Origin of the sequence: Halorubrum kocurii JCM 14978 (assembly GCF_000337355.1) — an archaeon.
Classification (GTDB): Archaea; Halobacteriota; Halobacteria; order Halobacteriales; family Haloferacaceae; genus Halorubrum; species Halorubrum kocurii.
In genome coordinates, this window is the sequence record NZ_AOJH01000086.1 from 42,832 (window position 1) to 68,954 (window position 26,123).

Consider the following 26,123-nt stretch of genomic DNA (forward strand, 5'->3'; position numbering starts at 1 on the left):
AGTAACGAGAGTAGTTTATATCCCGCTGGTAGCTGAAGCGTTCTGCATGCAATCGGCTTCCCGACGGTCGGTCCTCGCAGCGCTCTCCGCCGGGAGCGGGCTCGGGGTCGCCGGCTGTCTCGGTGACGGGGACGCCGTCTCGGTCCTCGCTGCCGGGAGCCTGGCGGTCGTCCTCGACGAACACGTCGGACGGCGGTTCGAGGCCGAGACGGGGATCGCCTGTCACGGAGAGTACTACGGCACGAACGCGGTGATGCGGATGGTGACCGACGACCGGAAGCACCCGGACGTCGTCGTGAGCGCGGACGCCGGGCTCCTGCGCGACCGGCTGTACGACGCGCACGCCGCGTGGGACGTCTCGTTCGCGTCCAACGCCGTCGGTATCGCGTACGCACCCGACACGCGGTTCGGGGAACGCCTGGAGGCTGGCGACCCGTGGTACGAGGTCGCGCGCGACGCCGAGCCCGGCGCGCTCGCGATAAGCGATCCCGACCTCGATCCCCTCGGGTACCGCGCCATCCACGCGTTCCGGCTGGCAGAGCGGGAACACGGGCTCGACGGCTTCGCCGAGGCCGTCGCCGACGCCGCCTATCGGGAGCCCGAGGAGCCACAGCTCCTCGCCGGCGTCGAGACGGGGAACCGCGCCGCCGCGGTCGCCTACCGGAACATGGCCGCGGACCACGGGCTCCAGTTCCACCCGTTCCCGGAAGCGTACGACTTCTCGAACCCGGAGTACGCCGACCGGTACGCCGAGGTATCCTACACGACAGACGAGGGGTACACGGCGACCGGCGCGCCCATCACGTACAACGCGACGGTGCTCGAGAGCGCGGCCGCGCCGGACGCCGGCCGCGAGTTCGTCCGGTTCCTCGCGAATGCCGATGAGACCCTTCGCGAGAACGGGTTCGAGACCGAGGGGTTCCCGAGAGCGCACGGCGCCGTTCCCGCCGAGGTGAGAGGCGGATGAGCCTCGTCGACGCGACTCGTTCGGCCACGAACTCCCGACGGCTGCCGCCGCTGTTGGTCTTCGGCGTTCTCGGGGGGATCCTGCTCGCCTCCTTCGCGCTCCCCTTCGCGGTATTCCTGGGCCGGACCGGATCGGTTCCGGTCGTCGAGACCCTGCTGGGGACGGCGAGTCGGACGGCGGTCCGGAACTCGCTGCTCACCGCCCCGGTCGCCACCGCGATCGCGACCGCGCTCGGCGTCCCGCTCGCGTACGTCCTCGCGCGCGAGACGTTCCCGGGGAAGCGGCTCATCGAGGCGCTGGTCGTGCTCCCGCTCGTCGTCCCGCCGGTCGTCGGCGGGGCGATGCTGCTCAGCGTGGTGGGTCAGTTCACGCCGATCGGCGCCGCCGCGGCGCGCGTCGGGGTGCCGCTGACGGACAGCCTCGTCGGCGTCGTGCTCGCGCAGACGTTCGTCGCGGCCCCGTTCATGGTGATCACCGCTCGCGCCGGGTTCGGCGCCGTCGACGAGCGCCTCGAACAGGCGTCCCGGTCGCTCGGATACGGGCCGCTCGCGACGTTCAGGCGCGTGTCGCTCCCCCTCGCAAGCCGCGCGATCGTCGCCGGCGTCGTGCTCACGTTCGCGCGGGCCATCGGCGAGTTCGGCGCCACGATGATGGTCGCGTACAACCCCCGGACGATGCCGACGCGCATCTGGGTCGACTTCATCGCCGGCGGCATCGACGCCGTCGTCCCGCTCGCGCTCGCGCTGCTGGCGGTCACGCTCGTCGTGGTCGCGACGGTACAGCGGTTCGCCGGGGTCCCGACCGTGGTGGAGCGATGACCCTCGAACTCCGCGGGGTGACCCACCGGTACGGGGCCGAACGCGCGCTCGACGACGTGTCGCTCTCCCTCGACGACGGGGAGCTCGTCGCGCTGCTCGGCCCGAGCGGCTGCGGGAAGACGACGGCGGTCCAGGCGATCGCCGGGCATCTCGATCCGACGGCCGGCAGGGTGCTGCTCCGCGGAGCCGACGTCACCGACGTCCCGCCGGAGGACCGGAACGTCGGGGTCGTCTTCCAGCGTCCGACGCTGTACCCCCACATGACCGTCGGAGAGAACGTCGGGTACGGGCTGGAAAGCGGCGATCTCGCGGCCGATCGGGTGAGCGAGCGCGTCGACCGGTACCTCGAGCTGGTCGAGCTCGCCGACCGGCGCGACGCCTCTCCGGGGTCGCTGAGCGGGGGCGAGACCCGGCGGGTCGAACTCGCTCGGGCGCTCGCTCCCGAGCCGGACGTGCTCCTCCTCGACGAGCCGCTGTCGGCGCTCGACAGGGGGCTTCGGGCGCGGCTCCGCGACGAGATCGTTCGCATTCAAAAGCAGACCGGGGTGACGACGTTGTTCGTCACGCACGATCAGGAGGACGCCATGTCGGTCGCGGACCGGCTCGTCGTCCTTCGCGACGGAGCGGTCGTCGCGGCCGGCGCTCCCCGGCGGCTCTACGAGTCGCCGCCGACCCGCTTCGTCGCGTCGTTCCTCGGGCGTTCGAACGAGCTCTCGGCGACGGTCGACGACGGCAACGGGTCGCGGACGGTGCGGATCGGCGGGACCGAACTCGCGGCCGCCGCCGTGCCCGACGGACTCGCCGGCGCGGAGCGCGCGGCCGTTCACGTCCGTCCGGACGACCTGACTCTGACCCCCGGTGCGCGCTCCGACGGCTGGTCGGGACCGAGCGAGAGGAGCGACGGACCGAGCGAGGCGGACCAACGCCCGATCGAGCTGTCGGGGACGGTGACGGGCGTGCGTGACGTGGGACGCCGCTACGACGTGCGCGTGGAGGTCGACTCCGGGGAGGCGGTGACCGTCGAGCGGCACCGCGACGGGCTCAGCGAGGGCGACCGCGTGACCCTCACCGCCGCGGCGAGCGACCTCACGGCGTTTCCCGATCCGGCGTGAGTCGGCGGCCGGTCAGAGCGACTCGTACAGCGACCGGTACCGCTCGGCGATCGCGTCGAGCGAGAACGACTCGCTGCGCGTCGCCGCGTTCGACCCGAGCCGCTCGCGGAGCGCGGGATCGGAGAGTCGGCGGATCGCGTCGGCGAACGCCGCGGTCTCGTCGTCGGCGTCGGTCGGATCGACTTTTAAACATTCCTCGCCGTCGTCGAGCCACGAGAAGGTCTCGATGTCGCGGACGACGACCGCCTTGCCGGCGGTCATCGCCTCCAACAGGGCGATCCCCTCGTTCTCCTCGTGAGTCGGGAAGAGGAACACGTCGCCGGCGGCGAACGCGCCTCGGACGTCGTCGACGAACCCGGTGAACGTGCAGTTGTCCGGCGACTCCTCGATGAGCCGGGTCGTCTCCCGACCCTTTAACGAGAGGTCGAGCGGCCCGAACCACGCGAAGTCGACGTCGGGCAGCCGGCGGGCCAGGTCGACGAACGTCGCCAGCCCCTTCCGCTTGATCACGTGGCCGACGAGGAAGACGGTCGGCGGGTCGAGCTCGTAGCGCTCGCGGTACTCCGCCTCCAGCGACTCGAAGCCGGCGAGCTTCTCGCGGTCGACGCCGTTCGAGATGACGGTCGTCGGCGCGTCGGCGTACCCCTCGATCACGCCGCGGTTGTACTCGGAGGGGCAGACCAGCGCGTCGGCGAGGCCGTACGCGCGGCTGAGGTAGGGCTTGAGCGGCTTCGCGAGCGCGTTGGTGAACCGGAAGCTGTCGCCGAAGTCCTCGGCCGTGACGTGGGTGTGCGCGACCACCGGAACCCCCCGGTCGCCGGCGCGCTTCGCGTACCACACCGACCGCGGCCCCATCAGGTTGCAGTGGAACACGTCGGCGTCGAGCGTCGGCTCGGTGGTGTAGGCGATCCCCTCGCGGTCGAGCATCTTCCGCTGGTGGACGACCGACTCTCGGATGCCGCCCGTGACGCGGTCCTCGAACTCGAAGTAGTGGCTGACCTTCATCGGGGGGTCGCGGGGGTGATCGCTCTCGTCTCGGTCACTCCACTTCCAGCCACGGGACCTCCATCAGCGGCGGGATGTACGTCTCGATGTGGTGTTCCCACACGCCCTCCTCGCCGAACGCCTCGCCGTGGTCGGCGGTGACGACGACGGTCCCGTCGAGCTCCTCGACGAGGTCGGCGACGGACTCCAGGGCGATCCGGAGGTTCTCCTCGTAGAGCTTGAGCGCGGTCACGCGGGTGCCGTCTCTCACGAGGTCCGTGGGGTCGAGCTCCAGCCACAGCCCCGCCTTCTGGGCGAACTCGCTGTCGTCGAGCCGGCTCTCGATCTTCGGCCGGACCGAGTCGCTGAGCGACGAGAGGAGGCCGCCGTCGTCGTCCGCGTCGCCGGCTTCCGCCTCCTCCTCCTGCCGTTTGATCCCCTTCTGGATCTGCTTGAGCTTCTGGCCCTTCCCGCGCGAGAGGTACGGCGCGTGCGGCTGCATGTAGTGGAGCACGGTCCGGTCGGCGCGCTCGACGGCGTCGAGGTTGTCGCGGTACGCCTCGGCGAGCCCCTCGGGCGGAACCGTGCCCAGGTCGTCGTCCCAGCCGGTCTTCCAGACGTCGTGGATGTCGCTGATGTGGTCGGAGGCGGTCCACTCGTAGTCGCAGCTCGCGCCCCACTTCAGCTCGTTCAGCGGGATCCCGAGGTCGTTGATGAAGGGATTACCGGAGAAGTAGGCGATGTCGTGGTCGCCGGTGAACGTCCGGTAGGCCCACTCGGGCGTCGACGACCCGATGGTCCGACGCTTCTCTAAGTCGCCGTCGAGGTACTCGTCGTACACGTCCTCGAACACGTCGTAGCGGCACGCGTCCAACACCAGACAGTAGTCCCACTCCGATTCGAGGAACCGCTGATCGTCCATACGTACGCGACCGTACCCCCCCGACGGTTGTATTCTTGTTGGTGGCGGCTCACGACGCTGACTCCGCTCTAGAACCCCTTTCCCGGCAGATAATCGGGTTTTGTCACTCGCACGATCGGTCGTCGTCGGGGGGCCACCGCCGGTGAGAACCGATCAGACATTTAAAGTCAGCCACGGCGTCATCCCCCCTATGGACGGGAGCCAGCGACGGGGACTGGTCATCGGCGGGGTCGCGGCGGTCGCGATCCTCGCCGTGCTCTTCGCCGTCGTCGGGGCGGACCGGATGGTCGAAACGCTGCTGACGGCGGACCCGGCGCTGGTCGCGGCGACGTTCGGGTTCGCGCTCTGCTGGCTGATCGCGTGGAGCCTCATGCTCCGGACCGTGCTCGGTTCGCTCGACGTCTCCCTCTCGGTCGCCACGTCCTTCCTCGTGTACGCCGGGGCCGTCTTCGCCAACAACGTCACGCCGTTCGGGCAGGCCGGCGGCGAACCGGTCGCGGCGGCCCTCATCTCCCGGGTCTCCGGCTCGCGCTACGAGACGGGCCTCGTCGGGATCGCCAGCGTCGACGTGCTCAACGTCGTCCCCTCGATCTCGCTCGTGTTCCTCGGCGTCGGCTACTACGCGACGACCGCCGCGGTCGGCGAACGCCTCGAGGTCGCCGTCGGCGTCGCCGTCGCGCTGATCACGGCCATCGTCGCGGGGATCGGCCTCGGCTGGCGGTACCGGCGGGCCGTCATCGACCGGCTCCCGAGCGCGGTCGGCGGGCTGGCCGGGCGGTTGGACCGGTTCGACGCCGACACCGTCGAGGCCGGGATCGCCGACAGGCTTCGCAACTTCTTCGAGGACATCGAGCGCGTCGCGACGAGCCCCGGGCGGTTGGCCGCCGCGGTCGGCCTCTCGCTCTCCGGCTGGTTGTTTCAGGCCGCCGCGCTCACGGCCGCGTTCGCCGCGGTCGGCCACGAGGTGTCCCCGGTGATTCCGCTGTTCGCCGTCCCGCTGGCGTACGTCGCGGGCGCGACGCCGCTCCCCGGCGGGCTCGGGGGGATCGAGGCGGCGTTCGTCGCGCTGCTCGTCCCGACGACCGGGGTCCCGGCGTCCGCGGTCACTGCCGCTGTGCTCGTGTTCCGGGGCGGTGTCTACTGGATGCCGGTGGCGATCGGCGGCGCGTCGGCCTCGGTGCTCGGCGTCCGGACGGTCCGGTAGCGGACGGCCGCCGCTGTCGCCTCACGCGTCGTACGCGTGGTTCTCGAGCGTCTCGATCTCCACGGAGTCCAACACCGCCTCGTTGGTCGCGTCGAGCACGACGGGCGGGACGGTGGTCTCCGGCAGCTGCTGTGCGCGCGTCGCGTCGAGCGCCTCGAGCCACCGTCCCAGACAGAGACACCAGCGATCGCCGGGCTCGAGCCCGGGGAAGTCGAACTCCGGACGCGGCGTCACGAGGTCGTTCCCCCGCTCCGCGCTGAACGTCAGAAACTCGTCGGTCATCACCGCGCACAGCTCGTGTCGACCCCGATCGTCCGGGTGCGTTCCGCAGCAGCCGTCGCGCTCGAACCCGGTCGTCGGATCGCCGCTACAGGTGGCGAGCTCCTCGCCGAGGACGTTCCGTTCAGACATACCGACACCCACGGTCCGTGAACAGAAGTCTCTTCGCGTGACCCCCCGCGTCGCCCGCGAAACGAGCCCGCCGTCAGAAGAACAGCCAGAGGACGAGGAGCGCGTACAACACCGCGAGCGAGATGATTGTCAGCCGGATCAGGATGTTGACGCTGAACACGAGTCCGTTGTAGTCGTTTTTTAAGAGCTTGAGCGGGCGGGTCGTTCGGCTGGTCAGCCCGACCGTCGCGGGGGCCACCTCGTCGGTCGCGCGCTCGACGGCCGCGGTCAGGGCGGCGGTGTCCGACCGCCTCGTGTTCGCGAGCTCGTGGATGGAGGCGTGGGTGTCAGTGGAGAAGACGAGCGCCTCGTCGAACTCCTCGCGGTAGTCGGCCGCCAGCTCGCGCACGTCCGGCGTGATCCCGTTGGTGTCGATCCCCATCAGCAGGATCTGCTGGCCGTCGACCGACTCGACGAGGGCCGCCACGTCCTGGTCCGCGCGGCGGACCGCGAAGCCCGCCGCGTAGTCGCGCAGGGGCTCGTCGGCGAGCCGGTCGCGGAAGTCGTCGAAGTGGCGCTTCAGTCGATCCGCCTCGGAGGAGCCGTACAGCACCTCCTTCTCCGGGCCGTTCTGGAGGTCGTGTTTGTGGAGGTCCACGAGCAGCACCGCGGACTCGTCGACGTCGCCCATGAACACGCCCGTGTCGTAGTCGTCGATCCCCTCGCCGTGGAGGAAGATGACCTGCTTGTCGCCGACTCGGCGCCCGTAGAACTCGATCTCGCCGTAGTCGCCGTGTACCAGCCGCGACGCGCGACCGACGCGCTCGGGGTCGGCGACGGCGTCGAGGATCGTCTCCGCGTCGCTCGGGTTCGAGAGGTCCTCCTTGTGCGTGCAGGGGACGTGCAGGAAGAAGCCGCTCTCGCCGTCGTCCCCGTCGTTCAGGGCGTCGATGACGTTCCCGCTCAGCTGGCCGCCCCCGAACCCCCCGAGCGGGCCGGGGTGGACCCACGGCGCGGCGAGCGTCAGCCGGTCGCCGTTGTCGATCGCGAGCGTCTCGACGGCGGGCTCGGCCTCGACCCCCAGATCGAGCGAGGCGCGGTCGTTCCGCAGGATGCCCGAGGTGAGCTCGAACGCGGAGACGTCCGTGTTGCTCCTGATGAGGTAGTCGACGATCCCGAGCACCAACACGAGGAACGCCGCCGCGATGAGCAGCGAAGCGAACGCGAACACGTGGCGGTACGTCGTGAAGCCGAGGTCGCCGCCGGCGAACGCGTAGAAGGCGGCGATGAGCGCCGCCGGCTCGGCGAGCCCGACGATGAGGATCCGCTTGTACCGGTCGATCCCAACCGAGACGACGAGCACGAGGATGTTGATCAGGTAGACCGTGATGAAGAGGAGCCAGACGATGCTCCACGCGTTCCCCACGTCGTTGGCCCCGGAGAGGATCAGGGCGTAGACGAACGTGACGAACTGGTTGATCAGGGCGAGAAAGTAGCTCCAGGTCCGCGGATACCGCGGGAGGACCCGGTGGAACAGCTCCCCGGCGAACAGGAAGGGGAGGATGAAGAGGAGTCCCGCGATCGGGAGGAGCGTCGACGGCTCCGGCGAAAGCGGCGTGAACGCCCGAAAGGCCGCGAAGGCGACGACGCTGTAAACGACTCCGAGGACCGCCATCGCGGGGAGCTGGCGCGAGAGCGGCGGGACGCTGAACACCAGCCGCTGGAACACGTCGACGTTGTCGGCGCCCATCTACGACACCCCGTATATCTCCTCCAGCTCGTCTATCGTCCGGTCGACCGAGAACGCCTCGACCGCCGCTCGGGTCGGCCTGTCGCCCTCGAGGCAGTCGTCGACGGCCCGCGCCATGTTGTCGAGGTCGCCGTGCTCGAACCGGGCGCCGTTGTCGTCGCCGATGGTGCGGTCGAAGGGGGGCACGTCGGCCGCGGCGACCGGCGTCCCGCACGCGTTCGCCTCCAGTGTCGACAGCCCGAGCGTGTCGCAGGTCGACGCGGTGACGAAGACGTCGAGCGCGGAGTAGAACGCCGGGAGGTCCTCGCGCGGGAGGAAGTCCCGGAAGCGCGCGTTCTCCGGGGCGCCGCGTTCGAGCTCCTCGCGGACCGGCCCGTCGCCCACCAGCTCGAACCGCACGTCGGGGAGCCGCTCGGCGAGCCGGAGGATCTCGTCGACGTTCTTGTTGCGGGTCATCCGACCGCTGTACCCCACGGTCGGCTCGTCGCTCGCGAACTTCGAGTCAGCCACCGGGCGGAACGTGTCCGTCTCGATGCCGACGGGGAGCTGCCGGGGGGACACGTCCCGCCGGATCCGCGAGGTCGAGGCGGTGACGCAGTCGAACGACTGGAGGAACCGGTTCTCGTAGGCCACGTACGCCCGGCCGGCGATCCCGGCCAACGACTCCAGTTTCAGCCCCTGTACGAAGTAGTCCTCCACGGGCGTGTGGTGCGTGTACACGGACTTCACGCCGCGCTTCTTAGCGTATCGGCGCCCCATGAGCCCGGTCGACGCCGGCCCGTGGCAGTGGACCACGTCGAGGTCGGGAAGCGTCGAGAGCCGCCGGTAGGTCGGCACGCGGTACTGGCCGTAGAAGGGGTTCGGCAGCGACGGCACGGGGAGCTCGCGGTCGTCGGGCTCGTAGCTGCTCGCCGGGTAGACGACGTACACGTCGTGACCGCGGTCTTCGAGCCGGTTCCGCCACGCGCGGATCGTGTACGTCACCCCGTCGACGCCGGGAAAGTAGCTGTCGGTGAAGAATCCGATGTTCATGCGAGGGGTCGCAGTCGGGGCGTCGTCTGTCGCGCGCCGCCGTCGGAGCACTCACCGGGGTCGGTCGACTGCGCCGATCCGGCGAGAGACGCGTTTGGGGCCGTCGCCTCGACTCCCGCCGCGCCGCCGCGCTCGGACCGGTCCGCAGCGCCGTCGTCGTGTCCAGGCTGTGCCACGGTTGTTACGTCGCGGATTTCCCTCGGACGTGCATCAACATTTTCATTTCACGACCGCCCGGTTCCGGGAGCGATACCGCCGCAGCGCCCTGCGGCCCCAGGGTTAATCTCCCGGCGCCCGAACGGCCGCCCATGATCACGAGCGAACGGATGGCGGCCGTCGACGCCAACGCCGCCGCCCTCGGCGTCCCGCGGAAGCAGCTGATGGAGTCGTCCGGCAACGCCGTCGCCCGCGAAGTCCGGGCGCTGGCGGACCCCGGCGCGAGCGTCGAACTGCTCTGCGGGCGCGGGAACAACGGTGGAGACGCGTTCGTCGCGGCACGCTTCCTCTCGGGGTACGACGTAACCGTCCGCCTGCTCGGGCGCCCCGAGTCGATCCGGACGGAGATCGCTCGGGAGAACTGGGCGGCCCTCGGCGCCGCCGAGATCCCGACCGAGAGCGTCACCGACGCGGCCGATCTCGCCCTCGACGACCCGGACGTGATCGTCGACGCGATGCTCGGAACCGGGGTCGCGGGCGCGCTCCGGGAGCCGGAACGGACCGCGGCGCGACTGGCGAACGAGAGCGACGCCGCGGTCGTCGCCGTCGACGTGCCCTCCGGTATCGACGCCGACACCGGCGGTCCGACCGGGAGCAGCGCCGGTTCGGGGGAGCCGACCGGGAGCGGCGGCTCGGCGGTCCGCGTCGAGGCCGACCGCGTCGTCACCTTCCACGACGAGAAGCCGGGCCTGGCGGCGCTCGACGCGGACGTGACCGTCGCGGACATCGGGATCCCGGCGGCCGCGGAGCGGTTCACCGGTCCCGGCGACCTGCTGGGGCTCGGGCGCGACCCGGACTCGCACAAGGGCGAGAACGGCGAGGTGCTCGTGATCGGGGGCGGCCCGTACACCGGCGCGCCCGCGCTCTCGGCCCGGTCGGCCCTCCGGGCCGGCGCCGACCTCGTGCGCGTCGCCTGCCCGGAGGCGGTGGCGGAGACGGTGCAGGGGTACTCCGCCGACCTGATCGTCCGCGGGCTCTCGGGCGACCGGATCGGCCCGGAACACGTCGACCGCGCGCTCGAGCTCGCCGCCGGCAACGACGTGGTCGTGCTCGGTCCGGGGCTCGGCGACGGCGACGGGGCGACCGAGTTCGCGCGCGAGTTCCTGTCGCGGTACGCAGGGCGCGCGGTCGTCGACGCGGACGCGCTGCGGGTCGTCCCCGAGGTCGACACCGACGCCGAGCTGATCTGCACGCCGCATCAGGGGGAGCTGGTGGGGATGGGCGGCGAGACCGCCGACGACCCCGAGGAGCGCGCGGCGCTCGTTCGGTCGTTCGCCGACGAGGTCGGTCACACGCTGCTCGTGAAGGGCGCGGTCGACGCCGTCAGCGACGGCGACGCGGTCAGGCTGAACCGCACGGGGAACCCGGGGATGACCGTCGGCGGGACCGGGGACGTGCTCGCCGGCGCGGTGGGCGCGCTCGCGGCCGTGACCGACGCGTTTCACGCGGCCGCGGCCGGGGCGTACGTCAACGGGCTGGCCGGCGACGCGGCGGCCGCGGAGCTGGGGAACGGCCTCGTGGCGACGGACTTAATCGACCGGCTTCCCGAGGCGACGCGTGATGAGTGAGGACTCCGAAGACGGCTCCACCGACGAACTGACCCACACCGACGCGTCCGGCGAGGTCAGGATGGTCGACGTGGGCGACAAGCCCGACACGAGCCGCCGCGCGGTCGCGCGCGGTGAGATCCGGCTGACGCCCTCGACGATCGCGGCCGTCGAGGCCGACGAGGTCGGGAAAGGCGACGTGCTGGCGACCGCCCGCGTGGGCGCGGTGCAGGCCGTCAAACACACGTGGGAGACGATCCCGATGTGCCACCAGATCCCGATCACGAACGTCGACACCGAGTTCGCGGTCGGCGACGACCGGATCGAGCTGACGGTCGCCGTGGAGACGACCGGGAAGACCGGCTGCGAGATGGAGGCGTTAGAGGGCGTGACGACCGGGCTCAACGTGGTCTGGGACATGGTGAAGGCCGCGGAGAAGGACGGCGACGGTCAGTACCCTGACACCGGGATCGGCGGGGTCGAGGTCGTAAAGAAGGAGAAGCGGACGCTCGGCGAGTAGCCGGACCGCCCGTCGGGCCTCAGAACAGCCCGCTCACGTCGCCGTCGGCGTCGACGTCGATGTCCTCGGCGGCCGGCTCGGCGGGGAGCCCCGGCATCGTCATCACGTCCGCGGTCTTGGCGACGACGAAGCCGGCGCCCGCCGACGCCGACACCGCGCGGACGGTGAGCGTCCACCCCTCCGGCACGCCCGTCAGCGAGGGGTCGTCGGCGAAGGAGTACGGCGTCTTCGAGACGCAGACCGGGAGGTCGCCGTACCCCCACGCCTCCGCGCGCTCGATGTCGTCCGCGGCGCCGTCGACGTACTCGACGCCGTCGGCGCCGTACACCTCGCGAGCGACGGTCTCGATCTTCTCGCGGAGCGGGGCGTCGAGGTCGTACAGCGGCGCGAACTCGCCGGTGCCGGCCCGCTCGCGGACCAGGTCGGCGAGGGCGGTCGCCCCCTCGCCGCCGTCTCGATAGGCGGTCGAGCGCGCGACCGGAACCCCCGCGTCGGAAAGCGTCGACTTGAGGGCGGCGAGCTCGGACTCCGCGTCGTCCGGGAAGACGTTTATCCCGACGACCGCCGGGATCCCGAACGACTCCACGACCTCGACGTGGCGCCGCACGTTGTCGACGCCGGCCCGGACCGCATCCGGGTCCGTCTCCGCCAGCGCGTCGAAGTCGGCCGGCCACATCTCCAGGCCGTGCCGTTTCGCGCCGCGGACCGTCGCGACGACGACCGCCACGTCGGGGACGATCCCCTGGCGGGCGACGATGTGCGCGAACTTCTCGGCGCCGAGGTCCGCGCCGAAGCCGGCCTCGGTGACGAGGAAGTCGGCGAGGGAGGCGCCGACGCGGTCGGCCACGAGCGTGTTGGTCCCGTGGGCGATGTTCGCGAAGGGGCCGCCGTGGACCAGGGCCGGGACGCCCTCGACGGTCTGCACGAGGTTCGGGCGGAACGCGTCGCGGAGGAGCGCCGCGACGGCCCCCGTGACGCCGAGGTCGGCTGGCGTGACCGGGTCGCCGTTCGCGTCCTCGGCCAGCGCGATCCGCCCGATCCGCGCTTTGAGGTCCGCGAGGTCCTCGGCGAGCCCGAGGACGGCCATCAGCTCCGAGGCGGCGGTGATGACGAACTCGTCTTCGCGCGGCACGCCGCGCGCGGGCCCGCCGAGCCCCACGACGGCCTCGCGGAGCGCGCGGTCGTTGACGTCGAGCGCGCGCGGCCAGTCGACGCGCCGCACGTCGACCCCCTCCTCGTTCCCGTGATGGAGGTGGTTGTCGAGCGCCGCGGCTATCAGGTTGTGCGCCGATGTGAGCGCGTGGATGTCGCCGGTGAAGTGGAGGTTGATCGCCTCCATCGGGAGCACCTGCGAGTACCCGCCGCCCGCGGCCCCGCCCTTGATCCCGAACACGGGACCGAGCGAGGGCTCTCGGACCGCGACCGCCGCTGACTCCCCCAGCCCGGCGAGCGCCTGCCCGAGCCCCACCGAGGTCACGGTCTTCCCCTCGCCCTTCGGCGTCGGGGTCATCCCCGTGACGAGCACCGTCGTCCCGTCGGCCTCGCTCGCGGTCGCGGAGCGAACCGCGGACTGGGTGAGCTTCGCGACCCCGTCGCCGCGGGGTTCGATCTCGTCGGTGGTCAGCCCGAGGTCGGCCGCGACCGCCTCGATAGGGCGGGGCGTCGCGGCGCGCGCGACGGCGAGGTCGGACTCCGGTACCCCACTCGCGTCGACCGCCGGGTCTGCGTGCACCATATCGGAGCCTTTCCTCGGCAGCGTAATCAGTGTTGCAGGCGTTCTCGGGCGATAAAAAAGGCCGCGTCGGGTCGGCGAGCGGTCAGTCGTCGGCCGGCTCCGCGTCGCCCGACTCCGTCTCGGACCCGGCACCGTCGGCCGCGCTCTCTCCGCCGTCGGTGACGGTGACGGCGATGTCCGCCGCGGCCGCTTTGTACTCGGGTATCTTCGCCCGGTCGTCGAGCACGTCGTTCGTGAGGCGGTTCGCGGAGGCGGCCGCGAAGTGCGGGGTCGTCCAGACCACGCCCTCCTTGATGTCCTCCGTCACCTGCGCTTTCACCTCGATCTCGCCGCGTCGGGACCGGAGCGTCACCATGTCTCCGTCCTCGATGCCGTACCTTTCGGCGTCGTTCGGGTGCACGTCGACGAAGTTCTCGGGGTGCTGGCGCGAGAGCGTCGGCGACCGCCGGCTCATCGTCCCCGTGTTGTAGTGCTCCTCGAGACGGGCGGTGGTGAGGATCAGCGGGTACTCCTCGTCGGGCACCTCCGCCGGGGGCTGGTGGCGGACGCCCTCGATCTGCCCGAGGCCGCTCTCGGTGTCGAACGACTCCGCGTAGAGGAACTGGTCGCCCTCGTCGCCCTCCTCGTAGCAGGGCCACTGGATCCCGGTCTCGCCGAGCGCGTCGTAGGTCATCCCGTGGTAGATCGGACACACCTCGCGAAGCTCCTCGAAGACGGCCTCGACGTCGTCGAACCGGAACTCCTCTTCGCTGAACAGGCGGCTCCCGACCTCCATCAGGACCTCGAGGTCGTGTTTCGTGTTCTCGTGGACCTTCTCGGCGCCGCGCATGCGCTGGACCCGCCGGTCGGTGTTGGTGACGGTGCCGCCGCGCTCCGCCCACGTCGTCGCGGGGAGGACCACGTCGGCGAGCTCCGCGGTCTCGGTCATGAAGATGTCCTGTGCGACCATGAACTCCAGCGACTCGAGGCGCTTCTCGACCTCGTTGCCGTCGGGCTCGCTCATCACGGGGTTCTCGCCCATCACGTACAGCCCCTTCACCGAACGGCCCGCCTCGTGGGAGATCTCCACGTTGGTGAGCCCGGGCTCGTCGGGCACCTCGAACCCCCACACGTCCTCGACCGACTCGCGGGCCTCGTCGTCGTCGACGAGCTGGTAGCCGGGGAGGACGTTCGGCATCGCGCCCACGTCGCTCGTCCCCTGAACGTTGTTCTGCCCGCGCAGGGGGTTGACGCCGGCGCCGGCCTTCCCGAGGTTCCCCGTGATGAGCGCGAGGTTGATCTCGTTCTGCACGTTGTCGACGCCGCAGGCGTGCTGGCTCATCCCCATCCCGGTGAAGATGGCGGCGTTGTTCGCCATCGCGTACTTCTCGGCGGCGAGCTCGATGTCCTCGAGCGGGACGCCGGCCTCCTCGGCGGCCGCCTCCTTGTCGAAGTCGTCGAGGGTCTCTTTTAAATGATCGAACCCCTCGGTGCGCTCCTCGACGAACGCCTCGTCGATCCAGCCCGCGTCGGGCTCCTCCTCGTGGCGCTCGAGGATCGTCTTCAGAACGACGTTGAGCAGGGGAATGTCTGCGCCTGGGTTCACCTGGAGGTGCATGTGCCGGTCGGTCTCCTCGATCTCGAACGACCGGGTGGTCTTGTTGGCGTGCGGGTCGACCTGGATAACGGTCGCGCCCTCCAGCACGGCCTGTCGGAAGTACTGGCTGTTGGCGATCGGGTGCTGCTCGCCGGGGTTCGCGCCCTGGATCCAGAACACGTCGGCCGACGCCTCCAAGTCGGCCATGCTGTTCGTCATCGCGCCCGCGCCGAGGCTCGTCCGGAGCGCCCACACGGTCGAGGCGTGGCACATCCGGGTGCAGTTGTCGACGTTGTTCGTGCCGTACCGGCGCGCGATCTTCTGGAGGAGGTAGTTCTCCTCGTTCATCGTCTTCGAGGAGCCGAAGAACCCCATCGCGTCGGGACCGTTCTCCTCGCGGATCCGCTCCATCTCCGAGACGATCCGCGAGTAGGCCTCCTCCCAGGTCGCCTCGCGGAACTCCCCGTCTTCCTTTATAAGTGGCTCCGTGAGCCGGTCCTCGTGATCGACGACCTGCGTCGCCGCGCCGCCCTTGATGCAGACCCGGCCCTCGTTGACGGGCGCCTCCCCCCACGGCATGAAGTTCACGTCGCCGGGGTCGTCGCCCTGATTCACCTTGATCCCGCAGCCGACGCCGCAGTACGGGCAGATGGTCTTCACGGGCTCGTCGTCCTCAGCGGACATGGCTCTCACCCTGACGTGCGATCATATGTCACGATCTGTGATGCCATCCGCATGAGTGTGTCGGTGGTTCCCGGCCGGAGACGACGCGAGTGCTCGCCGAACCGTTTTATAAGCCCCGGCCGTTCGGCGGGTATGGAACTCTCGCTCGCCGACGTCGAGGACCGCGTCGCCGACCACGTCGAGGCGTACCGGGAGTCGGCCCCCTTCCACCCGGTCGAGGCGGAGGCGATCGAGTCGCTTCCGGGGGCGTTCCGGGCCGGCGAGTACGGCAAGCGCGACGTGGAGTGGGTGGTCCGCTGGTACTTCCGCCGGGCCGTGACGGACATCGACCACGAAGAGCGGCGCGCGGTCGAGGCCGCCGTCTCCGACGCGGACCCCCGGGAGCTACGGGGCGCGATGTGGGACGCGATCGACGCGCTGGACGGGGCGGACTCGGAGGCGGCAGCCGACTCGGGGCCTCCGCATCGCCGCGCCCTCGACGCGCTCACCCGGATTCCGGGCGTCGACGTGGGCGTCGCCTCCGCGCTGCTGTGGTTCCTCGCCCCGGACGAGCAGTTCGTCGTCGGCGAGCGCGAGTGGGCGGTCGTCGCCGCCCTCGCCGCCGCCGACGACCTCGGTCCCGACCTCGACGAGTACCCGGAGCCGATGACGGTCGACGCGTACGGCCGGTACCTCGACGCGGTTCGAGGGGTCGCCGACCGCCTCGGCGTGGACCACTGGCGCCTGTACATGGTGATCCGGCGGGTCCACGCGGAATCGGTCGAGGGGGATTTATAACGGGTGCTACCGGTCGAGGAACGGCGGGATCACGACCTCGGCGCGCTTCTCGTCGCCGCGCACGACGACGCTCACCTCGGTGCTGGGGTCGGCGTAGCGCTCGTGGAGGTACCCGAGCCCGATCGGCTCGTCGAGCGTGGGGCTCATCGTCCCGGAGGTCAGCTGGCCGACCCGCGTGAGGTCGCCGTCGGTGACGGCGTACCCGCTGCGCGGGACGCCGCGTTCGAGCAGCCGCACGCCGACGAACCGCTCGTCGACGCCCTCCTCGTTCTGGGCCTCGAGGGCGTCGCGACCGACGAACTCGGTGTCGAGCTTCACGACGAACCCGATGCGCGCCTCGTAGGGGCTCCGCGGCTCGGTCTCGGGGTCGAAGTCCTGCCCGGAGAGAAGGTACCCCATCTCCGTTCGGAGGGTGTCGCGCGCGCCGAGCCCGCAGGGCTGCGCCTCCCGCGGGGCGTCGACGAACGCCCCCCAGACGGCCGCGACATCCCCCGCGGGGCACATCACCTCGAAGCCGTCCTCGCCGGTGTAGCCGGTCCGGGCGACCCAGCAGTCGGTCCCGTCGACCGCCGCGACAGTCGCCTCGAACTTCGAGAGGCCGACGACCCGGTCCGTCGGCGTCGCCTCGTCGAGCGCGTCGGCCGCGTCCGGCCCCTGCACCGCGAGCATGGCCCAGTCGTCGGTGGCGTTCGCGACCGCGGCGTCGAGCCCCGCCTCGTCCCGGTAGTCGACCCACCGGTCGTACATCTGTTCGTCGTGGCCGGCGTTGGGCACGAAGAGGTACGCGGGGTCGCCGGAGCCGGCGTCGAGGTCGCGATCGAGCCCGGCGAGCGCCTCGGCGCCTTCGCCCACCTCGATCCCGTCGGGGAGGCGGTAGACGACCGTGTCGTCGAGCATCACGCCCTCCTCGTCCGTGATCGCGGCGTACTGGGAGTCGCCCGGGCCGAGCGCCGCCACGTCGTTGGTGGTGAGGCGGTTCATCAGCGCGGTCGCGTCCGGTCCAGACACCTCGATCTCGCCCATGTGCGACACGTCGAAGACGCCGAGCGAGTCGCGGACCGCGGCGTGCTCCTCGCGGATCGAGTCGAACTCGACCGGCATCTGCCACCCGCCGAAGTCGGTGAACTTCGCGCCGCGTTCCTCGTGGACCTCGTGCAGGGGAGTGCGTCGGTCAGACATGCGGAAACCGTCTCTCGGCCGGACCTAAGGTCTTGTCATCGGGGACTCCGGCGGGGGGCGACGCCGCCGAATCGTCCTCGTGACTTCGCCGAAGCGCCCCCGCGACCCCACCCCCCGGCGACAGGCTCAAGCCGTTTCCACCCCGGTAGCGAACGTGACGCGGAACCCCTCTGAGCTGCTCGCGCCCGCCGTCGCGGTCCTGCTGGTCGCGGTCGTCGTCGCCTCGGTCGCGGGCGCGTGGCCCCCGTTCGTCGCCGTCGAGAGCGGGAGCATGGCCCCGGAGGTCGAGCGCGGCGACCTCGTCGTCGTCACGTCGACGGACCGATTCCCGTGGGGCGGGCTCGTCGGCGCGGCGGAGCCCGGCGCGCCGACTCGGCTCGGCGGCGCCGGCGACGTGGTCGTCTTCGACCCGCCGAGCGGCGGCCAGCGACCGATCATGCACCGGATCGCGTTTCCGGTGACCGCCGGGGAGGACTGGACGGAGCGGGCCGACCCCGCGCTGGTTGACGGCGACTGCGCGGCGATCGCGGCCTGTCCCGCCCCCTACGACGGGTACGTCACCCGCGGCGACGCCAACGGCGAGTACGACCAGAGCGCCGGGATCGCCCCAGTCGTCCGCGAGGAGTGGATCACCGCCAAAGCGCTGTTCGCCGTCCCGAACCTCGGCTGGTTCCGGGTCGGCGTCGACGCCGCGATCGCCCGGGTCGGACTCCTCCCGACCGCGGTCGGCTTCGGCGGCGTCGCCGCCCTCACCGGCGGGTTCAGCGCGCTCCTCTTCGGGCGGGTGGCCGCGCGTCGAACGGCCCGCGACGAGCGCGACCGCTAGGGGGCCGCTCCGTCGCCGGGGAGAACCGTGCGTCGCCGTCTCCNTTTCCTCGCCGACGCTTTCCTCGCCGACGCTTTCCTCGTCGCCGTTCTACTCCTCGCCGTTCGCGTCGGCGCCGTTTTCGTCCCCGTCGAGCGTCACCGAATCGTTCGTGGCGTTCCGGAGGGCGTCGGACCGGCCGAATTCGCCGGGCGCGATCGCGAGCGTCCGGATCCCGTAGCCGTTCGCGGTCTCGACGACCGGCTTGAAGTCGGTGTCGCGGGAGGCGATGGCGAGCGTCGACATCCGGCCCTCGGCCGCGAAACGCGCGGCGTCGACCGCGAGCTTCACGTCGACGTCCCCGCTCGTGACGACGACCTCGAAGCCGCGCGCCTCCGCGGCCTGAATGAGCCCGGGCGTCGCGTGTTCGTCGAGGTAGAGCCGCGTCGTCACGAGCCGCCCCTCCGCCTCCGCGGCCACCCGCACGTCGTCGAGGTCGACGTCGAACTCCTCCCGCAACACGTTCGGGCCGTCGACGAACAGCGCCACGCCGACGGCGTCGTCGTCCGACCGACTGGATTCCATGCCTCTCGGTGCGTGATCCGCGGAGATATGTGTGCTGGTCTGGCTCGGCGTCGGCCGTCCGCGGGGACGTTCGGTCCGGGCGAGCAGACGACTTATCAGCCCGCCGAACGTACGGCGCCTATGATAACCCGCGTGCTGGTGCCGATGGACGAGTCGGAGATGGCAGAGCGCGCGCTGCGGTACGCGCTGGAGGCGCACCCGGACGCGGAGATCGTCGTGCTCCACGTGGTGGGCCAACCCTCGTCGATGATGGGTAGCGCCGCCGGGCTCGCGCTTGCCGACGACACAGAGGAGGCCGCGGAGGAGCAGGCGAGCGACCTGCTCGACCGCGCCCGCGACATCGCGACCGAACGCGGGATCGAGATCGACACGGAGGTGATGGCCGGCCACCCGGCGCGATCGGTCGTCGAGGCGAGCGAGGAGTTCGACGTCGTCGTCATCGGCAGCCACAGCGGGAGCCTCGCGGACCGGCTGCTCGTCGGCAACATCGCCGAGAAGATCGTCCGCGGCTCCGCGGCGCCCGTCACGGTCGTCCGCTGACGCGGCGGACCACGCCGAGCGGGTGCGGCAGGCTGAGATCGGCGGTGAGAGCTGAGATCGGCGGTGGCGGGCTGAGATCGGCGGTGAGAGCTGAGACCCGGGGCGGCGAAAGGCCGGCGCGACGGTCGCGTCGGTTCGTCTTTTGAACACCTTATATCCGTATTACCACCTGATCGACGACTGTAGTGAATATACGGAGTATTGAAGTAGCATGTCCAAGAATAACGGAGTAAGATGTCGGAACCCAACGCATACACCGTCATTTCCGAGCAGAACGATCACGATTGCACCACGGTACGTGCCCATCCGCGCAACGAGACGTACCACGTCGTCGAGTACGCCGACGAGGACGCCCGCGAGCGCGTGGCGGACCTCCCGGTGGGCTCGGTCGTCAGGATGGAGCTGTCGCGCGCCGGCCGTCGGAGCAACGTCTGGCGCGCAGAATCGGTCCGGACGGCGCACACCGACGGCGGGTCGGCGGCGGAGTAGGAGAAGCGGGACGACCGGTCCGGAAGCGGGTATCTCCCTCGCCGCGTCGTCGGTGCGCTCCGACGACGCGGCGGGGTCGCGCTCGGCTATTTATAACTCGCGGGTCAGTCGCGGGTTCGTCACGGCGCCGTCGGACGCGCCGGCGAAGTCGCGAGCGTACTTCGCGAGGACGCCGCCCTCGTACTGCGGCTCCGGCGCCTCCCACCCCTCGCGGCGCTCGGCGAGTTCCTCCTCGGAGAGGTCGACGGTGAGGTCGCGTTCGGGGATGTCGACGGTGACGTGGTCGCCGTCCTCGATGAGGCCGATCGGGCCGCCGTCGGCCGCCTCGGGGGCGACGTGGCCGATCATCGGGCCGCGGGTTCCGCCGGAGAAGCGGCCGTCGGTGAGCAGCGCCACGTCCTCCTCGTGGCCCGCGCCGACGACGGCGGCGGTGACGCCGAGCATCTCGCGCATCCCGGGACCGCCGGTCGGCCCCTCGTTGCGGATCACGATCACGTCGCCGGAGTCGATCGCGCCCGACTGGACGTACTCCATCGCGTCCTCCTCGTTCTCGAACACGCGCGCCGGCCCCTCGTGGTAGAAGGCGTCGTCGCCGGTCACCTTCAGGACCGCGCCCTCGGGCGCGAGGTTCCCCTTGAGGATCTTGATGGCGCCCTCGGCCTCCTTCGGGTCGTCGACGGTGTAGAGGAAGTCCGACTCGATCTCGTCGTCGTCCGGGAGCGCGCCGCGGGCCTCCAGCTCTGCCAGCTCCTCGGCGAGCGTGCGGCCGGTGACCGTCATCGCGTCGCCGTGGAGCAGGTCGGCCTCGAGCAGCCGCCGGAGGACCACCGGGACCCCGCCGAGCTCGTGGAGGTCGTTCATGACGCGCGTTCCGCCGGGCTGCAGGTTCGCGATCTTCGGCGTGCGCCGCGAGATCTCGTCGAAGTCCTCGATCGAGAGCTCCACGTCGGCCTCGGCGGCCAGCGCGAGCAGGTGGAGGACCGCGTTCGTGGAGCCGCCGATGGCGGTCTGGAGCGCGATCGCGTTCTCGAACGACTCCCGCGAGAGGATGTCGGAGGGGCGGCGGTCCTCCGCGATGCACTCCAAGGCGAGCTCGCCGGCGCGTTCCGCGACCTCGTAGCGCTCCGGGTCCTCGGCGGGCGCGGAGGCGGAGCCGAGCGGCGCCATCCCGAGCGCCTCGGCGATGGAGGCCATCGTGTTCGCCGTGAACATCCCGCCGCAGGAGCCCGCGCCGGGGCAGGCGTGGCGCTCGAGCTCGTCGAGCTCCTCGCCGCTCATGTCGCCCTCGGCGTAGGCGCCGACGCCCTCGAACACCTGGACGATCGTCACGTCGCGGCCGTCGTGCTGGCCGGGCATGATCGAGCCGCCGTAGAGGAACACCGAGGGGAGGTCGGTGCGGATCGCGGCCATCAGCATGCCGGGGAGGTTCTTGTCACAGCCGGCGACCGTCACCAGCGCGTCCATCCGCTCGCCGAAGGAGACGAGCTCGACCGAATCCGCGATCACCTCGCGGGAGATGAGGCTCGCCTTCATCCCCTCGGTCCCCATCGAGATGGCGTCGGAGATGGTGATCGTCCCGAACTCGATCGGCATCCCGTCCGCGCCGTCGATCCCCTCGATCGCGGCGTCGGCCACGTCGTCGAGGTGGACGTTACACGGCGTGATGTCGGCCGCCGGGTTCGGCACGCCGACGATGGGCGAGGAGAGGTCCTCGTCGTCGAACCCCATCGCGCGGAACATCGCCCGGTGCGGGGCCTTGTCCGCTCCTTCTGTCACGTCTCTGCTCCGCAGGGTCTCGTCCTTCTCGCCCGCGAACCGGTCCGCGTCGTCGCGGCGTCGGGAGCCGCCTCCCTCCGACCGCGGCTGCTGGTCGCTCATACCTGACCCTGTCGCTCGGGGGTCTTAAACGGACGCAAGGAAACAAGGGTTGCTCGGCGGGGCGAACCAGTTCGGGGCGGGAGTCACCACTCGCCGTCGAAGGCGATTTCGACGCCGCAGGCGTCGGCGAAATCGCGGAGGTGGCGCTTCTTGTCGCCCTTGTTCAGTGAAGTGTACACGTAGTAATCGCCGCCAACCGCACGATACAACCGCATTTCTTCTCCTGACGGATGTGCCGGTTCGTCGTTTAATATTGCAATCTTCTTGCCGGGAACGTACGGGAGCGGAGAATACGCGTCGATCAGGCCGTGCTCTCTGATAAGGTGATCCACGACTATTCCCATGAGGTCGGCTTGACTGTCGTCGCTGAACAGGTTTGAGTCCGTTTGATCAGCGATTTCGACCACGTACGCACCGGACAGATCATGGACGTCGGTCTGTTCGCTACGATCCGATTCGGTTCTTGACTGTGCAGAGTTACTCGCGTCGGTGTGGCCGTCGTTTTGGTCGCTTTCCAACTCCGCGACCAGATCGTCGACGAACGTTTTTGAGAGCGACTCCGCCGGCTGAGAGACCACCTCGCCGACGCGGTCGACGACAGTTTCGCGGATCGCTTCGGCGACCCACGCTTTTCGGTCTGTGAGCGTCTCGATCGCTTGTCGGCGGCGTTCGACACGCTGGTAAATCTCCGTCGATGCGCCCGACCGGATCGACTCCTCGGACAGCGCCGCGAGCAGCCAGTCGTTCGCCGTGAGGTCGGACAGATCGATACGCCGGAGGAATTTCACGTCGGGCTTGTCGCCGTCTTTTTTGAGTCGGTAGATGTGGAACGACTTTCCGTTCGTGAGAAGCCCCCAGTCGACCCACTCCTGTCGCATGTAGCTCCGGAGCTGGTCGGCGTGCGAGTCGGTGATCGCGGTGTCACAGCCTTTCGCTTCGACGAACACTGCCGGCGATCCGTCGGTGAACAGCGCGTAGTCGACCTTCTTTTTCGTCGATCCCATCTGGACCGAGTACTCCATCTCGATAGCTGTCGAATAGAAATCCCAGCCGAGAATGTCCCTTATAAACGGGTCTATTAGTCGCGCCCGCGTATTCTGCTCGTCCATCTGCGGCGACGACTCGACGAGCGACTGTGATCGTTCGACATAACCCGACACCGTCTCCTCGTCCATCTTTTCGATACGTCGCGGGCGTGTCCTCTTAAAAGTACAACCGTTCGTGACGGCTCCGTTACACTCCTGTCTTGATCTCCACCCGGTACCCGAACGGGTCCCGGACGTACACGGCGGGCGACTCGCCGACCGCGCCGAGCGGCTCGTCGAGCGACTTCTCGATCTCCACGCCCGCGGCCTCGAGCTCGGCCTCGAGCTCGTCGGCGGACCCCTCGACGGCGACGGCGACGTGGTCGTAGTTCGTCGCCGTCGGCGGGTTGAACTCCTCGGTCGGCCAGCAGTGGATCACGGCGGTCGCCGAGAGCCGCACGTCGAAGAAGGGCTTCTCGCCGGCCGCGTACGGGCCGTCCTCGATCCCGAATCCGAGCCGCTCGCCGTAGAACTCCCGGGCGTCGTCGACGCCGTCGGCGGGGATCCGGAGGTTGACGTGGTCGATGTGGCGCGCTTCCATGAGGGCCGGTTCGGGCGCGGAGTTGAAAAAGTGAGACGGTCGGAATCCGAGCCGGAGCGACCGAGCCGCAAGGGCGGGGCGCGCGTCGCGACTCCGCGGACGAGGACCCGATAGCGCGGATCCAGCGGCGGTACACCGAGGGGGAGCTCACCGAGGCCGAGTTCGAGCGGGCGCTGGGTCGCCAGCTCGCCGACGAGGCGCTCGACGAGGACGAGGAACGCAACGGGACGGAGCGCTCGGCACCCCTGCGAGAGCGGTAACGAACCGCGGTCGGGATGCGACCGGTCAGGCGAACGCTTCGAGGATCCCCGCGCCGTCCGTGCTCCGGCCGAGGTCGGGGAGCGTGGCGCGCTCGGGGTGGGGCATCAGCACTGCGACCGACTCGCGCTCGCCGAGGACGCCGGCGACGTTGTCGGTGGAGCCGTTCGGGTTGGCCGCGTCGGTGGCGTTCCCGTCGGCGTCGCAGTAGCGGAAGAGCACGCGGTCGTCGGCGACGAGGTCGGCGTGGGACGCCTCGCTTATCTCGAAGCGCCCCTCGCCGTGCGCGATGGGGACCTCGATGACCTCGCCCTCGTCGTAGGCGGCGGTCCATGGCGTGTCCGCGCGCTCGACGCGCAGGTGAACGGGCTCGCACTGGAAGCGCGCGGAGGCGTTGGTGGTGAACGCGCCGGACGTGAGCCCGGACTCGGAGCCGATCTGCGCGCCGTTGCAGACGCCGATCACGGGGACGCCCTCCTCGGCCGCGGCCCGGACATCGGCCATGATCGGGGCGCGGGCGGCCATCGCGCCGGCGCGGAGGTAGTCGCCGTAGGAGAAACCGCCGGGGAGCACGATGCCGTCCGCGTCCTCGGGAAGGCCGTCCTCGTGCCAGACGCGCTCGGCGTCGATCCCGAGGTGTTCGAGCGCGCGGACCGCGTCGCGGTCGCAGTTGGACCCGCCGAACTGAACCACTGAAACCGTCATCGCTCCGCGACCGCGACGTCGTAGTCGTGGATCGTCGGATTCGCGAGCAGCCGCTCGGCCATCTCGTCGGCGCGGTCGGCCGCCTCGTCGGCGTCGGTGGCGTCGAGGTCGACTTCGAACCGGTCGGCCGACCGGAGGTCCGACAGCTCGAACCCGAGGCGTTCGAGGGCCTGCTGGGTCGTCTCGGCCTCCGGGTCGAGGACGCCCCGCTTCAAGCGGACCGTCACCGTCGCGGTGTATGCCGTCATGTCCGGTAGTGCGGAGTCGTGTGTAAAAACCGTTTTGGAACGTCTTTTATATCCATGTTCGTGGATATATACCGGTCGATCGTGTGGGCAGCAGGGTCGGCACGGAGCGAAAGGGGCAAACCCCTCCGTGTTCTCCATCGGCTGTATGCAGCCGCTCGAACCGTCGGAGGTGATCGTCGCATGACCCGCGAACTGACCGAGATCACGGTCGTCGGAGGAGACAAGACCGGACTCATCGCGCGGGTCACCTCCCTGCTGTTCGAGCGGGGAATCAACATCGAGGACCTCGACCAGGCGGTCCGCGAGGGCGTCTTCCGGATGACGACCCGCGTGGACGCCTCCGAGATGGAGACCTCCCGGGGCGAGCTCCGCCGCGCGCTCGCCGAGCTCGGCCGCGAGCTCGACGTGGACATCCAGGTCCGGTTCCCGAGCGACCGCGACGCGCGCCGGATCGCGCTGCTGGTCACCAAGGAGACCCACGCGCCCGAGGCGTTACTGGAGGCGGAGGCCAACGGCGACCTCGCCGACGACGGCGAGGAGGCCGAGATCCCGGTCGTGATCGGCAACCGCGGGGACCTCCGGTCGCTCGCGGAGCGCTACGACAAGCCCTTCTACGACGTCGGCGACGGCAACGGCAACACCGACGAGGAGCGCCTCCTCGATCTGTTGGCCGAGTACGACGTGGACCTGATCGCGTTGGCGCGGTACATGCGCATCCTCTCGCCGGAGGTCGTCTTCCGCTACGAGGGCCGCATCATCAACGTCCACCCCTCCCTCCTGCCGGCGTTCCCCGGTGCAGAGGCGTATCGACAGGCGAAGGACGCGGGCGTCCGCGTCGCGGGCGTCACCGCCCACTACGTGACCACCGACCTCGACCAAGGGCCAGTGATCGCCCAGCGCGCTTTCGACATTCCCGCGGGCTCCGACGTGGCCGAGATCAAGCGCCGCGGCCAGCCCCTCGAGGCCGACGTGCTGCTCGACGCGGTCCGGCTCCACCTCGCGGACGCGATCGCGATCCACCGCGGCACGGTCCACGTCCGCGAGGACGCCGACGTTGACGCCCAACTCGGGCTGAGCGAGGCCGCGATCGACGCGAACCCGGACGAGCCGGTCGACGGCGAGCCGCTGTCGCGGTCGGGGACGCCGACCGCCGAGAGCGACTGACCGCGGCCGCCCCCACGCTATTTAATAAACCGCATCCTACGTCGGAGGGATGCGAGCCCGCCGGAGCCCGTCCCGGTTCGTCGCCGACGCGAGCGCCGTCGTCCGGAGCGACGAGCGCGTGATCCTGCTGTTCCTCGTGCTGCTGTCGATCGTGGCGCTTGCGGTGTTCCTCCACTACACCGTCTCGCTCCTCGACGGGCTGCCCGAAGTGCTCCCCGCGGAGCCGCCGCGCTGAGCGCCGCGAGCCGCGATCCGCTCGCGAGGGACGCTTATAAACGGACGAGGAGGTCCCGGTTCGCGGCCGCGTACGAGAGGTCGCCGTCGGCCATCGCCGCGCGGCGCCGTTCGGCCCAGTCGGCCGCGTCGTACCCGACCTCGCCGACCGCGGACTCGATCGTGTCGAGCAGGTGCG

27 protein-coding genes are annotated in these 26,123 nt (G+C 70.3%); 12 read left to right on the plus strand and 15 right to left on the minus strand.

The features are described 5' to 3' along the window. Positions 1–46 precede the first annotated feature (46 nt). The 3 genes from C468_RS14150 to C468_RS14160 are packed head-to-tail and all read left to right on the plus strand — an operon-like array spanning position 47 to position 2,897. Positions 47–967 carry an extracellular solute-binding protein gene (locus tag C468_RS14150; RefSeq protein ID WP_008849583.1) on the plus strand — a complete coding sequence of 307 codons (921 nt, stop codon included), beginning with the start codon at positions 47–49 and terminating at the stop codon, positions 965–967. Continuing rightward, a complete protein-coding gene (locus C468_RS14155) occupies positions 964–1,785 on the plus strand; it encodes an ABC transporter permease (protein ID WP_008849584.1) in 822 nt (273 codons plus the stop codon). Before C468_RS14150 ends, C468_RS14155 begins: the two co-directional genes overlap by 4 nt. Beyond that, a complete protein-coding gene (locus C468_RS14160) occupies positions 1,782–2,897 on the plus strand; it encodes an ABC transporter ATP-binding protein (protein WP_008849585.1) in 1,116 nt (371 codons plus the stop codon). The genes C468_RS14155 and C468_RS14160 overlap by 4 nt, the downstream gene beginning before the upstream one ends. Before the next feature lie 12 nt (positions 2,898–2,909). Here C468_RS14160 and C468_RS14165 read toward each other — a convergent pair whose 3' ends face one another. Both C468_RS14165 and C468_RS14170 read right to left on the minus strand, forming a co-directional pair. Beyond that, positions 2,910–3,902 (minus strand): glycosyltransferase family 4 protein, encoded by a 993-nt coding sequence (locus C468_RS14165; RefSeq protein WP_008849586.1) that lies wholly within the window; start codon positions 3,900–3,902, stop codon positions 2,910–2,912. Positions 3,903–3,936: 34 nt separating this feature from the next. Continuing rightward, entirely contained in the window at positions 3,937–4,803 is an 867-nt protein-coding gene (locus tag C468_RS14170) for a hypothetical protein (RefSeq protein ID WP_008849587.1), read from the minus strand. A 190-nt stretch (positions 4,804–4,993) separates the two neighbouring features. On the opposite strand from C468_RS14170, the gene C468_RS14175 reads away from it, so the two are divergent. Continuing rightward, complete coding sequence (locus C468_RS14175; protein WP_008849588.1) at positions 4,994–6,007, plus strand: lysylphosphatidylglycerol synthase transmembrane domain-containing protein; 1,014 nt, start codon at positions 4,994–4,996, stop codon at positions 6,005–6,007. A 21-nt stretch (positions 6,008–6,028) separates the two neighbouring features. On the opposite strand, the gene C468_RS14180 is transcribed toward C468_RS14175, so the two are convergent. From C468_RS14180 to C468_RS18175, 4 genes are all read right to left on the minus strand, one after another. Next, entirely contained in the window at positions 6,029–6,418 is a 390-nt protein-coding gene (locus C468_RS14180; protein WP_008849589.1) for a DUF2237 family protein, read from the minus strand. A gap of 73 nt (positions 6,419–6,491) precedes the next feature. Continuing rightward, positions 6,492–8,147 (minus strand): DUF2070 family protein, encoded by a 1,656-nt coding sequence (locus tag C468_RS14185; RefSeq protein WP_008849590.1) that lies wholly within the window; start codon positions 8,145–8,147, stop codon positions 6,492–6,494. After that, on the minus strand, positions 8,148–9,179 hold the full coding sequence (locus C468_RS14190) for a glycosyltransferase (RefSeq protein WP_008849591.1): 1,032 nt from the start codon (positions 9,177–9,179) through the stop codon (positions 8,148–8,150). Beyond that, positions 9,176–9,355, minus strand: coding sequence for a hypothetical protein (locus C468_RS18175; RefSeq protein WP_152422934.1), 180 nt, complete (start codon positions 9,353–9,355; stop codon positions 9,176–9,178). The genes C468_RS14190 and C468_RS18175 overlap by 4 nt, the downstream gene beginning before the upstream one ends. 132 nt (positions 9,356–9,487) lie before the next feature. Between C468_RS18175 and C468_RS14195 the strand changes: the two genes are divergently transcribed. Together C468_RS14195 and moaC are read left to right on the plus strand one after the other, a co-directional pair. Beyond that, positions 9,488–10,963: a bifunctional ADP-dependent NAD(P)H-hydrate dehydratase/NAD(P)H-hydrate epimerase gene (locus C468_RS14195; protein ID WP_008849592.1), complete on the plus strand. Its 1,476-nt coding sequence runs from the start codon at positions 9,488–9,490 to the stop codon at positions 10,961–10,963. Continuing rightward, on the plus strand, positions 10,956–11,462 hold the full coding sequence (gene moaC / locus C468_RS14200; RefSeq protein ID WP_049912250.1) for a cyclic pyranopterin monophosphate synthase MoaC: 507 nt from the start codon (positions 10,956–10,958) through the stop codon (positions 11,460–11,462). Before C468_RS14195 ends, moaC begins: the two co-directional genes overlap by 8 nt. 19 nt (positions 11,463–11,481) lie before the next feature. On the opposite strand, the gene C468_RS14205 is transcribed toward moaC, so the two are convergent. Together C468_RS14205 and fdhF are read right to left on the minus strand one after the other, a co-directional pair. Then, positions 11,482–13,197 (minus strand): formate--tetrahydrofolate ligase, encoded by a 1,716-nt coding sequence (locus C468_RS14205; protein WP_008849594.1) that lies wholly within the window; start codon positions 13,195–13,197, stop codon positions 11,482–11,484. Between the two features lie 82 nt (positions 13,198–13,279). Next, on the minus strand, positions 13,280–15,457 hold the full coding sequence (fdhF, locus tag C468_RS14210) for a formate dehydrogenase subunit alpha (RefSeq protein ID WP_008849595.1): 2,178 nt from the start codon (positions 15,455–15,457) through the stop codon (positions 13,280–13,282). 132 nt (positions 15,458–15,589) lie between these two features. Between fdhF and C468_RS14215 the strand changes: the two genes are divergently transcribed. Further along, complete coding sequence (locus C468_RS14215) at positions 15,590–16,234, plus strand: hypothetical protein (protein WP_008849596.1); 645 nt, start codon at positions 15,590–15,592, stop codon at positions 16,232–16,234. Between the two features lie 6 nt (positions 16,235–16,240). On the opposite strand, the gene gcvT is transcribed toward C468_RS14215, so the two are convergent. Continuing rightward, positions 16,241–17,413 carry a glycine cleavage system aminomethyltransferase GcvT gene (gcvT, locus tag C468_RS14220; protein WP_008849597.1) on the minus strand — a complete coding sequence of 391 codons (1,173 nt, stop codon included), beginning with the start codon at positions 17,411–17,413 and terminating at the stop codon, positions 16,241–16,243. A gap of 154 nt (positions 17,414–17,567) precedes the next feature. Between gcvT and C468_RS14225 the strand changes: the two genes are divergently transcribed. Further along, positions 17,568–18,239, plus strand: coding sequence for a S26 family signal peptidase (locus C468_RS14225; protein ID WP_008849598.1), 672 nt, complete (start codon positions 17,568–17,570; stop codon positions 18,237–18,239). 90 nt (positions 18,240–18,329) lie between these two features. Here C468_RS14225 and C468_RS14230 read toward each other — a convergent pair whose 3' ends face one another. Then, complete coding sequence (locus tag C468_RS14230) at positions 18,330–18,803, minus strand: NYN domain-containing protein (protein WP_008849599.1); 474 nt, start codon at positions 18,801–18,803, stop codon at positions 18,330–18,332. Between the two features lie 120 nt (positions 18,804–18,923). On the opposite strand from C468_RS14230, the gene C468_RS14235 reads away from it, so the two are divergent. After that, positions 18,924–19,343 (plus strand): universal stress protein, encoded by a 420-nt coding sequence (locus tag C468_RS14235; protein ID WP_008849600.1) that lies wholly within the window; start codon positions 18,924–18,926, stop codon positions 19,341–19,343. A gap of 234 nt (positions 19,344–19,577) precedes the next feature. Next, positions 19,578–19,832: a hypothetical protein gene (locus tag C468_RS14240; protein ID WP_008849601.1), complete on the plus strand. Its 255-nt coding sequence runs from the start codon at positions 19,578–19,580 to the stop codon at positions 19,830–19,832. A gap of 90 nt (positions 19,833–19,922) precedes the next feature. Here C468_RS14240 and ilvD read toward each other — a convergent pair whose 3' ends face one another. The 5 genes from ilvD to purS all read right to left on the minus strand — a co-directional run bounded on the left by ilvD (position 19,923) and on the right by purS (position 24,547). Next, complete coding sequence (gene ilvD, locus C468_RS14245; RefSeq protein ID WP_008849602.1) at positions 19,923–21,710, minus strand: dihydroxy-acid dehydratase; 1,788 nt, start codon at positions 21,708–21,710, stop codon at positions 19,923–19,925. An 83-nt stretch (positions 21,711–21,793) separates the two neighbouring features. After that, positions 21,794–22,885, minus strand: coding sequence for a type I restriction enzyme HsdR N-terminal domain-containing protein (locus C468_RS14250; protein ID WP_080510655.1), 1,092 nt, complete (start codon positions 22,883–22,885; stop codon positions 21,794–21,796). Between the two features lie 58 nt (positions 22,886–22,943). Then, positions 22,944–23,336: a VOC family protein gene (locus tag C468_RS14255; RefSeq protein WP_008849604.1), complete on the minus strand. Its 393-nt coding sequence runs from the start codon at positions 23,334–23,336 to the stop codon at positions 22,944–22,946. A 285-nt stretch (positions 23,337–23,621) separates the two neighbouring features. Beyond that, positions 23,622–24,299 (minus strand): phosphoribosylformylglycinamidine synthase I, encoded by a 678-nt coding sequence (gene purQ / locus C468_RS14260; protein ID WP_008849605.1) that lies wholly within the window; start codon positions 24,297–24,299, stop codon positions 23,622–23,624. Then, positions 24,296–24,547, minus strand: a complete 252-nt coding sequence (gene purS / locus C468_RS14265) for a phosphoribosylformylglycinamidine synthase subunit PurS (protein ID WP_008849606.1) — start codon at positions 24,545–24,547, stop codon at positions 24,296–24,298. Before purS ends, purQ begins: the two co-directional genes overlap by 4 nt. A gap of 180 nt (positions 24,548–24,727) precedes the next feature. On the opposite strand from purS, the gene C468_RS14270 reads away from it, so the two are divergent. Both C468_RS14270 and C468_RS14275 read left to right on the plus strand, forming a co-directional pair. Next, positions 24,728–25,711 (plus strand): formyltetrahydrofolate deformylase, encoded by a 984-nt coding sequence (locus C468_RS14270; protein WP_008849607.1) that lies wholly within the window; start codon positions 24,728–24,730, stop codon positions 25,709–25,711. A 49-nt stretch (positions 25,712–25,760) separates the two neighbouring features. Next, entirely contained in the window at positions 25,761–25,946 is a 186-nt protein-coding gene (locus tag C468_RS14275) for a hypothetical protein (RefSeq protein ID WP_008849608.1), read from the plus strand. Positions 25,947–26,123 lie beyond the last annotated feature (177 nt).

Bases quoted from the DNA above. Each gene is read 5' to 3' on its own strand.
- C468_RS14150 (WP_008849583.1), top strand. From the start codon at position 47: ATGCAATCGGCTTCCCGACGGTCGGTCCTCGCAGCGCTCTCCGCCGGG.
- C468_RS14155 (WP_008849584.1), top strand. From the start codon at position 964: ATGAGCCTCGTCGACGCGACTCGTTCGGCCACGAACTCCCGACGGCTG.
- C468_RS14160 (WP_008849585.1), top strand. From the start codon at position 1,782: ATGACCCTCGAACTCCGCGGGGTGACCCACCGGTACGGGGCCGAACGC.
- C468_RS14165 (WP_008849586.1), bottom strand. From the start codon at position 3,902: ATGAAGGTCAGCCACTACTTCGAGTTCGAGGACCGCGTCACGGGCGGC.
- C468_RS14170 (WP_008849587.1), bottom strand. From the start codon at position 4,803: ATGGACGATCAGCGGTTCCTCGAATCGGAGTGGGACTACTGTCTGGTG.
- C468_RS14175 (WP_008849588.1), top strand. From the start codon at position 4,994: ATGGACGGGAGCCAGCGACGGGGACTGGTCATCGGCGGGGTCGCGGCG.
- C468_RS14180 (WP_008849589.1), bottom strand. From the start codon at position 6,418: ATGTCTGAACGGAACGTCCTCGGCGAGGAGCTCGCCACCTGTAGCGGC.
- C468_RS14185 (WP_008849590.1), bottom strand. From the start codon at position 8,147: ATGGGCGCCGACAACGTCGACGTGTTCCAGCGGCTGGTGTTCAGCGTC.
- C468_RS14190 (WP_008849591.1), bottom strand. From the start codon at position 9,179: ATGAACATCGGATTCTTCACCGACAGCTACTTTCCCGGCGTCGACGGG.
- C468_RS14195 (WP_008849592.1), top strand. From the start codon at position 9,488: ATGATCACGAGCGAACGGATGGCGGCCGTCGACGCCAACGCCGCCGCC.
- moaC (WP_049912250.1), top strand. From the start codon at position 10,956: ATGAGTGAGGACTCCGAAGACGGCTCCACCGACGAACTGACCCACACC.
- C468_RS14205 (WP_008849594.1), bottom strand. From the start codon at position 13,197: ATGGTGCACGCAGACCCGGCGGTCGACGCGAGTGGGGTACCGGAGTCC.
- fdhF (WP_008849595.1), bottom strand. From the start codon at position 15,457: ATGTCCGCTGAGGACGACGAGCCCGTGAAGACCATCTGCCCGTACTGC.
- C468_RS14215 (WP_008849596.1), top strand. From the start codon at position 15,590: ATGGAACTCTCGCTCGCCGACGTCGAGGACCGCGTCGCCGACCACGTC.
- gcvT (WP_008849597.1), bottom strand. From the start codon at position 17,413: ATGTCTGACCGACGCACTCCCCTGCACGAGGTCCACGAGGAACGCGGC.
- C468_RS14230 (WP_008849599.1), bottom strand. From the start codon at position 18,803: ATGGAATCCAGTCGGTCGGACGACGACGCCGTCGGCGTGGCGCTGTTC.
- C468_RS14235 (WP_008849600.1), top strand. From the start codon at position 18,924: ATGATAACCCGCGTGCTGGTGCCGATGGACGAGTCGGAGATGGCAGAG.
- C468_RS14240 (WP_008849601.1), top strand. From the start codon at position 19,578: ATGTCGGAACCCAACGCATACACCGTCATTTCCGAGCAGAACGATCAC.
- ilvD (WP_008849602.1), bottom strand. From the start codon at position 21,710: ATGAGCGACCAGCAGCCGCGGTCGGAGGGAGGCGGCTCCCGACGCCGC.
- C468_RS14250 (WP_080510655.1), bottom strand. From the start codon at position 22,885: ATGGACGAGGAGACGGTGTCGGGTTATGTCGAACGATCACAGTCGCTC.
- C468_RS14255 (WP_008849604.1), bottom strand. From the start codon at position 23,336: ATGGAAGCGCGCCACATCGACCACGTCAACCTCCGGATCCCCGCCGAC.
- purQ (WP_008849605.1), bottom strand. From the start codon at position 24,299: ATGACGGTTTCAGTGGTTCAGTTCGGCGGGTCCAACTGCGACCGCGAC.
- purS (WP_008849606.1), bottom strand. From the start codon at position 24,547: ATGACGGCATACACCGCGACGGTGACGGTCCGCTTGAAGCGGGGCGTC.
- C468_RS14270 (WP_008849607.1), top strand. From the start codon at position 24,728: ATGACCCGCGAACTGACCGAGATCACGGTCGTCGGAGGAGACAAGACC.
- C468_RS14275 (WP_008849608.1), top strand. From the start codon at position 25,761: ATGCGAGCCCGCCGGAGCCCGTCCCGGTTCGTCGCCGACGCGAGCGCC.